The sequence below is a fragment of the Rossellomorea sp. FM04394 genome (genome assembly GCF_041889765.1).
Taxonomy (GTDB): Bacteria; Bacillota; Bacilli; order Bacillales; family Bacillaceae_B; genus Rossellomorea; species Rossellomorea aquimaris_B.
On sequence record NZ_CP168654.1, the window covers coordinates 2,548,389 to 2,561,889 of the forward strand.

At 40.9% G+C, this 13,501-nt stretch carries 13 protein-coding genes and 1 riboswitch; of the genes, 3 read left to right on the forward strand and 10 right to left on the reverse strand.

The window, feature by feature from the left end:
- Positions 1 to 6: 6 nt before the first annotated feature.
- The gene (locus ACCB35_RS12795; protein WP_374054050.1) at positions 7 to 1,551 is read left to right on the forward strand and encodes a hypothetical protein; all 1,545 of its coding nucleotides are present in this window, start codon (positions 7 to 9) and stop codon (positions 1,549 to 1,551) included.
- 49 nt (positions 1,552 to 1,600) lie between these two features.
- Here the strand turns inward: ACCB35_RS12795 and ACCB35_RS12800 are convergent, their stop codons facing one another.
- Both ACCB35_RS12800 and ACCB35_RS12805 read right to left on the reverse strand, forming a co-directional pair.
- On the reverse strand, positions 1,601 to 2,269 hold the full coding sequence (locus ACCB35_RS12800) for a phosphatase PAP2 family protein (RefSeq protein WP_044336612.1): 669 nt from the start codon (positions 2,267 to 2,269) through the stop codon (positions 1,601 to 1,603).
- Positions 2,270 to 2,294: 25 nt separating this feature from the next.
- Positions 2,295 to 3,125: a Ku protein gene (locus tag ACCB35_RS12805; protein WP_374054051.1), complete on the reverse strand. Its 831-nt coding sequence runs from the start codon at positions 3,123 to 3,125 to the stop codon at positions 2,295 to 2,297.
- 139 nt (positions 3,126 to 3,264) lie between these two features.
- Between ACCB35_RS12805 and ACCB35_RS12810 the strand changes: the two genes are divergently transcribed.
- Positions 3,265 to 5,124: a DNA ligase D gene (locus ACCB35_RS12810; protein WP_374054052.1), complete on the forward strand. Its 1,860-nt coding sequence runs from the start codon at positions 3,265 to 3,267 to the stop codon at positions 5,122 to 5,124.
- 50 nt (positions 5,125 to 5,174) lie between these two features.
- Here ACCB35_RS12810 and dapF read toward each other — a convergent pair whose 3' ends face one another.
- Complete coding sequence (gene dapF / locus ACCB35_RS12815) at positions 5,175 to 6,170, reverse strand: diaminopimelate epimerase (protein WP_044336606.1); 996 nt, start codon at positions 6,168 to 6,170, stop codon at positions 5,175 to 5,177.
- A 165-nt stretch (positions 6,171 to 6,335) separates the two neighbouring features.
- Here dapF and ACCB35_RS12820 point away from each other — a divergent pair, with 165 nt between their 5' ends.
- A complete protein-coding gene (locus ACCB35_RS12820) occupies positions 6,336 to 6,650 on the forward strand; it encodes a hypothetical protein (protein WP_374054053.1) in 315 nt (104 codons plus the stop codon).
- Between the two features lie 137 nt (positions 6,651 to 6,787).
- Here ACCB35_RS12820 and ACCB35_RS12825 read toward each other — a convergent pair whose 3' ends face one another.
- From ACCB35_RS12825 to ACCB35_RS12855, 7 genes are all read right to left on the reverse strand, one after another.
- On the reverse strand, positions 6,788 to 8,077 hold the full coding sequence (locus ACCB35_RS12825) for an NCS2 family permease (protein WP_374054054.1): 1,290 nt from the start codon (positions 8,075 to 8,077) through the stop codon (positions 6,788 to 6,790).
- Positions 8,078 to 8,412: 335 nt separating this feature from the next.
- Positions 8,413 to 8,883, reverse strand: a complete 471-nt coding sequence (gene ribE, locus ACCB35_RS12830; RefSeq protein WP_044336602.1) for a 6,7-dimethyl-8-ribityllumazine synthase — start codon at positions 8,881 to 8,883, stop codon at positions 8,413 to 8,415.
- Between the two features lie 16 nt (positions 8,884 to 8,899).
- Entirely contained in the window at positions 8,900 to 10,093 is a 1,194-nt protein-coding gene (locus tag ACCB35_RS12835; RefSeq protein ID WP_374054055.1) for a bifunctional 3,4-dihydroxy-2-butanone-4-phosphate synthase/GTP cyclohydrolase II, read from the reverse strand.
- A 16-nt stretch (positions 10,094 to 10,109) separates the two neighbouring features.
- On the reverse strand, positions 10,110 to 10,766 hold the full coding sequence (ribE, locus tag ACCB35_RS12840; RefSeq protein WP_341356491.1) for a riboflavin synthase: 657 nt from the start codon (positions 10,764 to 10,766) through the stop codon (positions 10,110 to 10,112).
- A 24-nt stretch (positions 10,767 to 10,790) separates the two neighbouring features.
- Complete coding sequence (gene ribD, locus ACCB35_RS12845; RefSeq protein ID WP_374054056.1) at positions 10,791 to 11,876, reverse strand: bifunctional diaminohydroxyphosphoribosylaminopyrimidine deaminase/5-amino-6-(5-phosphoribosylamino)uracil reductase RibD; 1,086 nt, start codon at positions 11,874 to 11,876, stop codon at positions 10,791 to 10,793.
- A gap of 171 nt (positions 11,877 to 12,047) precedes the next feature.
- A riboswitch (FMN riboswitch) is annotated at positions 12,048 to 12,191 on the reverse strand.
- Between the two features lie 188 nt (positions 12,192 to 12,379).
- On the reverse strand, positions 12,380 to 12,703 hold the full coding sequence (locus ACCB35_RS12850) for a four-helix bundle copper-binding protein (protein WP_374054057.1): 324 nt from the start codon (positions 12,701 to 12,703) through the stop codon (positions 12,380 to 12,382).
- Positions 12,704 to 12,756: 53 nt separating this feature from the next.
- Complete coding sequence (locus tag ACCB35_RS12855; RefSeq protein ID WP_374054058.1) at positions 12,757 to 13,452, reverse strand: hypothetical protein; 696 nt, start codon at positions 13,450 to 13,452, stop codon at positions 12,757 to 12,759.
- Positions 13,453 to 13,501 lie beyond the last annotated feature (49 nt).

The window sequence follows — 13,501 nt, forward strand, 5'->3', positions numbered from 1 at the left end:
ATACGTTTGAAAGAGAAATTCAAATCATTTGGAATACCTTTAGTGTTAATCGTTCTGTTTATAGGAGCATTATTTCTCCACCAGCTGTTACAAGTAAAACAACAACCGGAGCCTGACTGGAGCAGATCCATCCCGTTAAACTACACTTCTGAAGAACGTCCTGTCATCTTTAATGGAGAGGAAGGACTCTTCTTGGCCAGCAAAGGGAAAATAACAGGGCTTGAGGGATCATTGGGTTCTATCAAAGAAACAACTCTAAACACCAGCGTTACCCGTGGCCATCCTTTTTGGACAGACGGTAAAAAGGTCATTCAGATAAAGGATGACAAGTTAACTTCTACAGAGAGTAATGAAGTAACGACGATTACTGAAGAAGCAACAGGGATCAGCACGGCAATGAACTCTGTGTATTTCTGGAATAAAGAAAACCTTTTTTCTCTTAATCCCATTGAGTTATCAATGGAGGAGGTTTTCAGCTTTTCTAATGAAATCCAGGACGTCTATATTGGAAATAATGGCAGTGCCGTAGTACAGGTAAGACAGGATGACGGTCACTCTCACCTGTACTACATGGATGATACGTTACAAGTAGTGAAAGATCCCTTTGCCATCGTAAACACAGCAACGAATCATCATATTAATGGATTGACCTTTACCACAGAAAATAATCAATTAACTCTTCTTTACAATGAAGAGATGCGAGCCCAGGGAACATTGTCATATAAAATTTTCAAGCTGCAAACAACGATAGATGAAATAGGATCTTCTATTTTGAAACCCACAAAAATTGATTTTACGAACGAAATGTCAGGGGGTAAACTTCAAAGTCCAAGAACCGCACAACTTCTTTCTATTAATGGAGAAAAATCCATCCTCTTCACAGCTGAAGGTCATCGGGTCGGGGATGATAATGCGATTAGTCTATATGTAGCACCTTTCAGTGACTCTGATCAATTAACAGCGGCTCCAGTCAGTACAACCAAACATTTTTCTTATTCCCCACTTCAGCTTACCAAGTATAGCATTGCCTGGTTGGATTATGATGGGGATTCTTATGAATTATTTGGTGCTTCACAGGAAGGACAGGTTATCACCAAAAGCACTGAATGGTCGAAACGAAGTGTGAAAGAAGCCGTTAACAATTCAATACTTATGATATTCAGCAGCTTCATCACAATCATGGTTTCATTCTATTGGGTACTACCTTCTCTATTTCTGTTAATTCTGCTTTATGTTTTTAAACCCAATATATTTGAGAAGGAAGAAATCAACTGGGTTGAATATGTCTCCATCATTATGTTTCTAGTAATGCCGCTAACCTTTATCACTAAAGCGATGGGCGATTACTTCCACTTTGTTGCACCCGGATACCTGATGTTTTCAGGAAGTGAGTATGTACTATTACTCGTGATCAGCGTCATTACTACATTTCTATGGAAATTTGGAAGAGACCCTGACTGGGGTACTTTTGGTGGAGTGTTCTATTTCATGGGTATTTACATTCTTCTTTATGCCACTTCCATTGGACCCTATATTTTTAATTTGTTTTAATGTTATTAAACAAAGCGCCCAGAAGAATTTCAGGGCGCTTTGTTTACATTTAATTCTTATTTTCTTTCCAATGTTTTCGTTTATGAAAGTAAGCATAAATGACAATACAAAGCGTCAACCATGCACCTCCCGCAGTAAACCCTCCAAGAATGTCACTAGGATAATGGACTCCTAAATATACCCGGCTGAGCCCAATCAGTAATACAAGAAAGCTGACCGCAATGACACTTGCCCACTTATACCGTTTATAATCCAATGCCCGAAACAATATAAATGCAAGGGTCCCGTAGAAAATAAAGGAACTCATGGAATGACCACTTGGAAAGCTATAACCGCCTTGCTCGATCAGTGCTTCAATATCTGGTCGCTCACGTTTAAAAATCCATTTAAGCAGCCAATTAAATCCTGCCCCTGTAGTGATGGTTATTGCTACAAATAGAGCAAGTGGATACTTCTTGAGATACAAAAGTATGACCACCACACTGATTGTAAAAATCGTGATCCCTTTCACGCCGCCCAAAAATGTAATCGACGTCATAAAGGTTGTTAATTTCGGGGAGATGAACCCTCTTACAATCTCAAAAACACCATTGTCAAACTGTGCGATTTCATTCTCTTTCCACTCCTCGACAATAGTGACGAATCCCCATGTAAATGCAATCAAACAAATGAGTGATACCGCAATGAATACTCCTTGTTTTATATGTTTCTCCTCCAAAACTTGTCCCTCTCTTTATTAACGACTATTGAGCTTTTTTCTTTGACGTCGTTTTCTTTTTGGTTTGTTTCTTCGCCTTTTTCGGCTTGGATGAATCAATAGAGGCCTGAAGTGCGGCCATTAAATCTGTAACATTTTCCCTAGGCTCTTTTTCTTTCGCTGTTACAACCTTTTCCCCTGTCTGCTTCGATTCAATCAATTGACTTAAGCGTTCACGGTATTGATCCTTATAGTTTTCCGGTTGAAATCCAGTGGTTAATTGATCGATCAGCATCGTCGCCGTTTCTAATTCTTTGTTCGTTATTTCATCTTCTTCTGGAACGTTCGGAACATCACCGGTGCCCCTTACTTCATCTGGGTAATGAATGGTTTCCATTACGAGAGTATTTTCATACACCCGAACAATCGAGAGTTGTTCTTTCGACCTCATCGTGATTTTGGCGATACCTACTTTCCCTGATTCCTGAAGGGCTTTTCGTAATAATGAATAAGCTTTTTTCCCTCCATCATTAGGTGAAACGAAATAACTTCGATCAAAGAATATCGGGTCGATTTCCTCCATTTTGATAAAGTCTACTATTTCCACAGCTTTATCCCCGTTCGCTTCCTTTAATTCCTTCAATTCCTCCTCTTCAAGAACGACAAATTTTCCCTTCGTTACTTCATAACCTTTTACAATGTCATCATGGTCAATTTCTTTTTCACAAGCTGGACAAACCTTTTCATATTTAATCGGTGTATGACACTCTTTATGAAGTGAACGCAGCTTTATATCTCGATCTTCTGTAGCAGAATGAAGTTTAATGGGGATGTTCACAAGTCCAAAACTGATAGAGCCTTTCCAAATCGTATGCATATATCAATACCCTCCTTCACATAAACTAATCCCTTATCTTTATCATTTAGTTGTCATACTTTCTTCATCCCTTTAAACATTTGGAAATAAAACAGCATCCATTGGTCACACTAATACTAAAAATCTTAGGTGAATAGATATGAAACCGATGCTTCCTACCTTATATGACGAGTTCCCTGCAGAAGGGGATTGGGTTTATGAAGTGAAATATGATGGATTTCGCGCCATTCTCTCCATCCATTCTCAGGATAAGATAAGCTTACTAAGTCGAAACGGGAAGGAATTGCTTCCACACTTCCCGGAAATTGAAGAACAGATTAACGCATTATTCAATGAAAAAAACGTTCCCACCCCTCTCGTATTGGATGGGGAGGTTGTGCTATTACGCTCCTCCTGCAGCAGTGAATTCTTTGAGCTGCAGGTAAGAGGCAGAATGCGAAACAAGCAAAAGATCCATCTTGCAGCGACCCGGAGGCCTGTTAAATTTGTGGCATTTGACTTACTTCAATATGAGAAAAAATCATTTATCCAACAACCTTATATTTCAAGGAAAGAAAAATTGAAAGAAGCATTTACTCTTTTTCAATTACCGTTAGAACCTACCCCTTCTCACCCATCTACCCTGCAAATGGTTCCCTATTTCAAGGATCGCCGGGAGATATGGGAGGTAGTAGAGAAGGAAGAGGCTGAGGGGGTCATCGCCAAGAGGAAACATAGTAAATGGGAATCGGGCAAACGAAGTACAAGCTGGATAAAAATCAAGAATTGGAAGAACTGTCAGTGTTTCATTACTGCCCTGGATGAAACGAACGATTATTTTCATATTGGGGTATTCGAAAATGAACAGATAATGCCTGTTGGCTTATTTCAGTTTGGTCTCTCTCAAGAAGAGAAAAAAACACTAAAAGCAATGATTAAAAAGAATAGTACGAAGAAAGAGCACACCCTTTATTACATAGACCCGGCTATAACTGTGGGAATTTCATATTTAAACTGGTATGAGGGGCAATTGAGAGAACCACATTTTCATCGATTTCTATTCTCCACTTCTCCAGAATCCTGCACATTGGAGCAATTCAAGCTGGACGAAGCATCCCTTCCAAGTGGGGTTGAAATCACTCATCCAGATAAGGAATTGTTTCAGAAAGTCTCAATGACTAAGCTTGATTACGTTCGGTACCTTCGGAAAATGTCCGTCGCTATTTTGCCTTTCTTGAAAGATAGGCCATTGACATGTATTCGTTTTCCTCACGGGATCTTTGGTGAATCATTTTATCAAAAGAACACGCCTGATTATGCCCCTTCATTTATTGAAACCTACAAGGAAGACAACATCGACTATACGATATGCAATAACCTTGAGACATTGATTTGGCTTGGAAATCAGCTTGCATTAGAATTTCACGTTCCTTTCCAAAGGACAAAGGATACATCTGTCAATGAAGTGGTCTTTGACTTAGATCCACCAGGCAGGGATCAATTCTCCCTGGCGGTTAAAGCGGCTGTCATTATGAAGGAACTATTCGACCGACTCAACCTGCATAGTTTTGTTAAAACGTCGGGGAATAAGGGACTGCAAGTGTATATTCCCTTACCACCGGGATACACATGGAAGGACACCGGTTTGTTTACTGAATTCATCGCTCACTACCTTGTGACCAATTATCCAGATGATTTTACGATCGAGCGTTTAAAAAAGAACCGAAAAGGCAGATTATACGTGGACTACATTCAGCACGGAGAAGGAAAAACCATCATTGCGCCATATTCCTTAAGAGGGAATGAAGATGCTTTGGTCGCTACTCCCCTTTGGTGGAATGAAGTAAATGAGGACCTTCATCCAGAACATTTTACAATAGATGTTGTTTTGCAGAGATTCAAGCAGATGGGTTGTCCCTTTGCAAAATTCGAATGGGTAAAAGAACTCCAGCCCTTTGATAACGTGATTGATTTTTTGAAACAGCAATCCAAAGAAAAAAAGGGTGTCCCAAAAGCTTAGCTTTTGGGACACCCTGGCCTGCGCTTACACAAGCTCAGGCTTTTGCTTATTTAGGCACTCATAAACACTTTACTATCAACAATTGATTTCGCATGATTTTGGAGTAATTCGTATGTTCCTTCTTCAGTGAAGTCCTGTCTGGATAATTCACGAAAGCTTTCCGGATGTGAGATAGACAATTCGATTTGAGATTGATACAGATACGTTGCATTTCCGATCAACTCCATATTGTATTGCCCATCACTTAATCGGTTCACCACCACACGTACTTTTCCGCCATTATTATAGACATCAATTTCCTTACCAAACTCATTCTGGTTGAGTAAGCACGTTACAAGACTGGAGGCAGACATAGCCGTTCCACAAGCATTTGTAAAGCCCACTCCTCTTTCGAAGGTCCTGACATAGATGGCACCTTCCTCCAATGGATGAACAAAGCTCACGTTCACACCATCAGGAAAGAAATTATTGGGGCCATTCACCGTTTCAGCAATCGTCTTCTGCTCATTTGAAAGAATGTGTTCTGTGTTAACGACACTGATCAAATGAGGGTTGGGAACCGCTAAGGCAGTGAACGTTAATCGATCTGAAATTTCAGGAATACTCTCATCCACTAATGTTTCACGATCCATATTCATCGGTAATTTGTCCAATTCAAATAATACAGGCGAGATTTCAACATTATACGTTGGGATATTTTCATAAATAGCCTCTTGAGCTGAAACACGCAGATCCGCTTTCATCGTCTGGATCACAATCGTTGTTTTGTCGAGAAGCTCACATACATATCGTCCCACACACCGAAGGCCATTCCCACACATGGATGCTTCAGAACCATCTGCATTGAATACCCTCATTTGCGCATCGCAACGTTCACTCGAAAGCACAAACAGGATCCCATCCGCTCCAAGACCCGTCTTTCGATCACATAATGAAAGTGCAAGGTTTTGTCTCGCTTCTTCCGTAAATTCGTATCCATTCGTCATTTCATCAATCAGTAAAAAATCATTTCCTGAGCCATGACATTTAATTAGATTCAAGTTCATCGTGAATCCCTCCACGGTAATTTACTAGTAAACTATTCTTAATAGTCTTAGCTTGCCACAAACAAGCTCTTTTCGCAATCATATCACCCTATTTTATTGAAGGTAATCCCCATTGTGTGACTTCAGGCAACTTAAAAGTTGAATTGTTTCGTCCATTTAGAGACAATGAGATGGGTGATGTTCATGAAGGATGAGTATACTTTTCGGTTTCAAGTTCAAAAGGTTGAAGAAGCGTATGACGAATACCAGTCACGGGTCGTGACGGTATTGGGCCTTGTACTGAATGACAAAAAAGACCTTGTACATGAAGGTCTCTTTCGTGTGCGTTTCAATCAGATCGGAATCTATCCATTTCCTGCAGACGTAGCCCGCCAGATATATTCAAAACATCTCCAGCGTTTAATCATCGTTGAATTAAAAAGATATATAAAGCCTCAAAGAAGATATCTGTCTCCAGGGGAATATAAACCTGTGTGGTAACTGACTTTTATTTTTTCTCCTTTTTTATGGTTTAGGGTGACCATTTACAATATCCAATAGAAAAACTCAAGCAGAATTACCATCACATACGATTAAAATCGCGATGATGTACAATTCTACTTGAGTCCTTTTCTGCTTTAATGAATCGAATGAACAAAAAAGTTCATAAGGAACAATGCAGCAATAATATATAGAGGAATGGATACGTCTCTCGCTTTACCCGTAGCCAATTTCAAAACTGGATAAAGAATAAAACCGATGGCAATTCCGTCAGCAATACTGTACGTAAACGGAATCATTGCAATAATGAAGATTGCAGGAAATGCCTCTGTTAAATCACGAAGATCCATATGTCTTATATTTTGAATCATAAGGCCGCCAATGATGATCAGTATTGGCGCGATGGCATGGTCTGGAATCCACTTCAAATAAGGAATAAATAATACGGATCCTAAAAATAATACTCCAGTAGTCAAAGATGTTAATCCTGTTCGACCACCCGCTGTCATGGCTGCAGCACTTTCCACCGTCGAAACTGTCGGACTCGTTCCGAAAAAACCTGATGTAAATGCAGAAAAAGCATTCGCTTGAAACGCCTTAGAGTATTTATGTGGTTGATCGATCATATCCGTATGTCCATGAACGAGACCAATGTTTTCAAATACTAGCACCATCGTGACTGAAAAAACCGCAATCCAAAACGGGATTTCCAAAATGGCACTAAAGGATATTTGACCGAAAACCTGACTGTATTCACTTAATTGGAAAGAGCTCGATTGAATGGATGGCTCGATTCCAAAAATGAATCCCAGCATTGTCCCGAAAGCAATACTCCATAAAAATTGACCTTTCACATTGCGTATGAAAAGAAATATCGTAACCAGGAAAGTCAGCACAGTGGCCAACACCCTTATTTCCCCAAAATCACCAATCATGATAATGGCACTCTCTCCTCTTTGAATGAGACCGCCTTTTTCAAGACCGATAAACATTAAAAACATCCCTAATCCTACAGTAATGGCTTCTTTTAATGTTTTGGGTATGGCTTCTGATAATACTTTTGAAAGCTTTGTAAATGCAATGATCATAAAGAGTATTCCTGAGATCACTACGACAGCAAGAGCTTCCTGCCACGTTAAACCGGATGATTTTACGAGTGTAAACGTAAACATCGCATTAATTCCCATGCCTGGAACCAGAAGGATCGGCGCATTTGCCCAAAAGGCCATCACCAAACACCCTACGAAGGAAGCCAGTATCGTTGCCATGACCGCTCCTTCAAATGGAATTCCAGCTTCAGAAAGAATTAAAGCATTCACAGCGATGATGTACACAATCGTGAAATAACCGATTGCTCCAGCCATCATCTCCTGCTTCATCGTGGTGCCGTGATCCTTTAACTGAAAAATATCTCCACGTGCTTTCATATTATAATCTTCCTATAAAACTGCCCTCTCCCTACCCGCTCCTCCCATATTAAGGGGAGCCACAAAATACTATTTTAGCAAAAGGTCTGACGTTTGCCAATATGTATTTTGATGGGTACAGGCGGCGGAATTTTTGCTAGTTTATCGAGAATACGGCCGAAAAGTTGCATAATCCAGCGGCTTTTGTGAAAAATCCCGCCGTTTTCTGGATTAATCCAGCCGTTTTGGAGAATAATCCAGCCGATTTACAAATTTACCCACACATTCCCCAGGTCCGTCCCTCAAAAAAAGAAGTCTCCCATAATAGGAGACTCGTCAAAATCGTCAAAACGATTTTATTTATCTATCTCACGGATCAAATTGGCCATTTCAATGGCTGAGACCGCTGCTTCCCATCCTTTGTTCCCAGCCTTTGTGCCAGCTCTTTCGATGGCCTGTTCGATTGTATCTGTTGTCAGTACTCCAAAGATGACGGGTACATCTTCCTGCAGGCTTAGATTGGCCACTCCTTTTGCAACTTCTCCGCTTACGTATTCAAAATGAGCGGTTGCTCCGCGGATGACCGTTCCAAGTGTAACAACGGCATCATATTTCCCTGAACGGGCAAGTTTTTTGGCGATCATAGGAATTTCAAACGCACCTGGAACCCAAGTGACAGAAACATTTCCTTCTTCAACACCGTGGCGCTTTAATGCATCTTCCGCCCCACCCAGAAGTTTTGATGTAATGAACTCATTGAAACGGGAAACGACAATTGCAACCCTTAATCCTGATCCGACTAAATTACCTTCATAAATTGTTTTCATTGAATAATCCTCCTAATTAAAATTTAAGTAAATGTCCAAGCTTGGCATGCTTTGTCTTCAAATACTTTTCATTTTCAAATTTGGCCGGCAATTGAATCGGCACACGATCCACAATTTCTAATCCATATCCATTGATGCCGGCAATTTTCCTTGGATTGTTGGTGAGCAGTCTAATTTTTTCTATATTTAGGTCTCTGAGGATTTGTGCACCGATTCCATACTCCCGCAAGTCAGCGCCAAAGCCCAATTTGTGATTGGCCTCAACCGTATCATAGCCCTGTTCCTGAAGCTTATATGCTTTCAATTTGTTGATCAGGCCAATTCCACGGCCTTCCTGCCTCATATAGAGGAGTACACCTTTACCCTCTTCTTCAATCTGTGTCAATGCTGTGGCAAGCTGAGGTCCACAATCACAGCGGTTGGAACCGAATACATCCCCTGTCAGGCATTCGGAATGTACACGCACTAGCACGTCTTCATCCTCATTCCATTGTCCCTTCACAAGTGCGATATGCTCTTTTCCCGTAAGGTCTTCTGTGTAAGCTACCGCTTTGAAATTTCCGTATTCGGTTGGAAGTTCAATTTCAACTTCCCTCGTCACAAGCTTTTCTTTTTTGCGTCTGTATCTGATCAGGTCTTCAATTGAGATGATTTTAAGATTCCATTTATCAGCCAGTTTCATCAATTCAGGGACCCTTGCCATCGTGCCGTCTTCATTCATGATTTCACAAATGACGCCTGATGGCTGTGCCCCTGACAGAACAGCCAAATCGATGGCCGCTTCTGTATGTCCTGCCCGTTTTAGTACTCCTCCTTTTTTAGCGACAAGGGGAAAGACGTGCCCAGGTCTTTTAAAGTCCTCAGGCATGGAGACCGGGTTCAATAATTCCTGTATGGTATTCGATCTCTCAAATGCACTAATTCCAGTAGTAGCTGATTTATGATCGACAGAAATCGTAAAGGCCGTTCCATGAGGATCCGTATTTGACATCGTCATCGGTGCAAGCTTTAGTTTTTGTGCAATCTCCTCTGTTATAGGGGCACAAATTAAGCCTCTTCCTTCTTTAGCCATGAAATTAATGACTTCAGGAGTCGCTTTATCCGCTAGGGCGACAAAGTCCCCCTCATTTTCACGGTTTTCATCATCCACAACGATGACAACTTTACCTGCTTGTAAATCTTCCAGAGCTTCTTCAATCTTATTAAACATGGGGCAACCCCTCCTATTAGTCAGCGAAACCATTTTGAGTTAAAAAATCATAGCTGATGCCGCTTGAAGTACTCTTAGATTGTTCCTTCGCTTCATAGAAGCGATGAAAATATTTCGCCATTACGTCACATTCAATGTTGACGCGGTCCCCTACTTTCTTTTCGCCAAGAACCGTATCACCTCTCGTTTGTGGGATCAACGAAATCGTAATGGTGTTATTTTTCACATCAAACACAGTAAGGGAAGTGCCGTCTATTGCAACAGAGCCCTTCATGATAAATAAATGGCTCTGATTTTCCGGAATGGTAATATCCATATACCAGGCATTTTCAACTTTCTCTACCCTCACAATCGTCCCTACTCCATCGACATGCCCATTAACGAAATGCCCTCCGAAACGACCGTTTGCAGCCATCGCCCTCTCCAGGTTGACTTTAGAACCGTGGGACAGGTTTCTGAGCGTTGTACCTTCAAAGGTTTCAGGCATCACATCCACTTGAAATTGCCTGGAGGTGAATGAAGTAACGGTTAAACAGACACCATTCACACTGATGCTATCTCCAATATGAACGTCTTCCAGAACACGGCCTGCTGTTATCGTCAGTTCCATGGATGAGGAGGATTTTTTCATGCGTTCAATTGACCCGATCTCTTCAATGATTCCAGTAAACATCCATTTCTCCTCCTTTCAAAAAGGTTAACTCTTAGGCAGAGCAACAATTTTAATATCCTCTCCTACTCGTTCAAGGCTCTTAATCTCCATTTCAAGCCCTTCTGCAATGGTCGGGAAACCTTCCCCTCCAAAACTGGTGAAGGCAGAGCTTCCGCCTACAAGCTTGGGAGACATGTAAATAACCAATTCTTGAAAGGCTTTTTCCTTTAAAAAAGAGGAATGAATAGTGGATCCACCTTCTACATAAAGGGATCCGATATTTCGGGCACCCAGTTCTTTTAATACTGTGTGAATGTCTATCCTTTCGTGTGAAAGGGTGATGATTTCACAGCCTGATTCCATATATGGCTTCTTCTGTTCTTCATTGACAGAACTGCCCGTGAAGATGAGCGTCCTGCTTTCTGAGTCTTCCACTACATGGGAGTGGAGAGGTGTACGTAAAAAGGTATCTAATATAATTCGAATGGGGTTTTTTCCACCTTGGGGCAAACGGGTGGTAAGGTGTGGGTTGTCCTGAATAACGGTATTGACTCCTACTAATATCGCGTCATGCCGGTGACGATCATAGTGGACATCTGTGCGTGAAGCTTCTGAGGTGATCCATTTACTATCCCCTGAAGCTGAAGCTGTTTTCCCGTCTAATGTAACAGCTGTCTTTAGTGTTATATAAGGCGTGCCGTATTGAATGAAATGGAAAAAGTGCTTATTTAGTTCGAGGGCTTCTTCTTCAAGCTCTCCAACCCTTACTTCTATGCCAGCATCCCTCAACTCTTGAATTCCTCTTCCCGCGACTAGGGGATTTGGATCTGTACTTGCAATATGGACCCGACTCACTCCGCTAGAAATCAGAAGCTCTGAACAGGGAGGTGTTTTACCGTAATGAGAACATGGTTCCAGCGTGACATAGACGTCACTCCCCCGCGCCTTGTCTCCTGCCATCTTTATAGCATGAACCTCTGCGTGATCTTCTCCTGCTTTGAGGTGTGCACCCATCCCAACGACTTCACCATTTTTCACCACGACCGCTCCAACGGCAGGATTGGGTGATGTTTGACCTTGGGTGGTCTTTGCCATAGAGAGGGCTAGCTTCATATATTGTGAATGGTTCAAGCATTGTACCTCCCCTCTATAATCACTATTATTTTAAAATAAATAACCCCAAGTAAGTTTTTACTTGGGGGAAGTTGGCATGACTAAACAAAGCATCTACATGATTTCTTTTTTCGGAAACACAACTCCCAAAAAAGAGAGACTTCTCGCGTCTGTATCAAGTAAATACTGCCGTTCCTTCTCCCATCCAGACTATCACTGTCGGCTTTGGAATTCCACCAAATCCACCGTCTAATTTTCATTAGGCGGGTCACGGACTGAGAGCATGCGCTCATCACCGCCGGTAGGGAATTTCACCCTGCCCCGAAGGAAACCTATTCGATTATCATTATTCTATCATAGTTTTCTAAATGAAATCATGTAAGGAGCTCTAAAAATTTATTTTTGTACTGATTTTTTGAATATAATAGTAGAAATATCTCTCTATTTCTGACTGCAAGCACCAAGAAAATGCTACAAGGATAAAAAGAATGCCTCTACTTAATAGAAGCATCCTCCATTTATTATGCTAATAGCTTCCTGCATTCTTCCGCACATTCAAAACAGGCTTTTGCGCAGTCCTTACAATGTTGCTGGTCATGAGAATTGCATTCTGTTCCGCATGCATCACAGATTTCTGCACAGACGACCAGAATTTTTTGAACAAATTTACTGCTTCGCTGCATGGCGTTAATAGCATATGAACAAATATCTGCGCATTCCCGGTCCAGCTCTATGCACATCATCATCGCTTTTTCTTCCTTCAGGGATGCATGGTAGCAAATATTACATGCTTCCAGACATCGTTGCAAAGCCGTTAAACATGGTTTGTAATCGGCATTCATCATCTCACCTCCACGAACATTCCTATTTAGCTTTCCCAACTGGGAGAAAAGGATGACTATGCTGTAAGAAAATAATCGCTGTCTACATACCATAGAAAAATAAGAAGCCAATCAAGTTCTTCGCTATATGCTTCATAAAATGAAACATAGCTATGATGATAATCGAAAAGTTGTTGAACACTTTGAGGAAGATATCCTTTTTGTAAGGATAAATAATTTTTTTTGTTATAATTCAATATCCATCTTTTGTTTCCTTTATAAACGATAATCGTGTCACCCTCGTCACTTCTCCATTCGATAGCAGTAGAGCTCTGATATTTCAAGTGAAAAATCTTTCCGGCTCCTCCTTGATCAATTTTCATGGTTCTGCTCCATTTGAAAATTGCCATCGGGTGTTTATTTTTCCGGTGAAGCATGTAATGCTTCGGTTTGTTGATCAAGGACGTTCTTTGAATGAAGTATTCTGACCATCCATTCGTTTTTACGTAATATGAACCTTCTTTCGTCTGAACCCCGATTAATGCATGCTCCGAAACAGGGATTTTCTCATAAAATAGTCGGTTCGCTTTCTTTAGCTCCTTCTTCATACTAAAGCTGAGATAAAGATTTGAAAACGCAGGTATAAAAATCAGCAGGGGAAAATAATATAGTTGTTGAGTCACCATCAGCATTCCTACACCTATAAGAAAATACATGGTACTGCGATAAAGCAACGTATATTGTTCATTTTTGTAGATTTGATAGAGGTTCATGAAATGCTCGTCCTTTCAAGGAATCTCTATCATATGTATGTGAAAATCC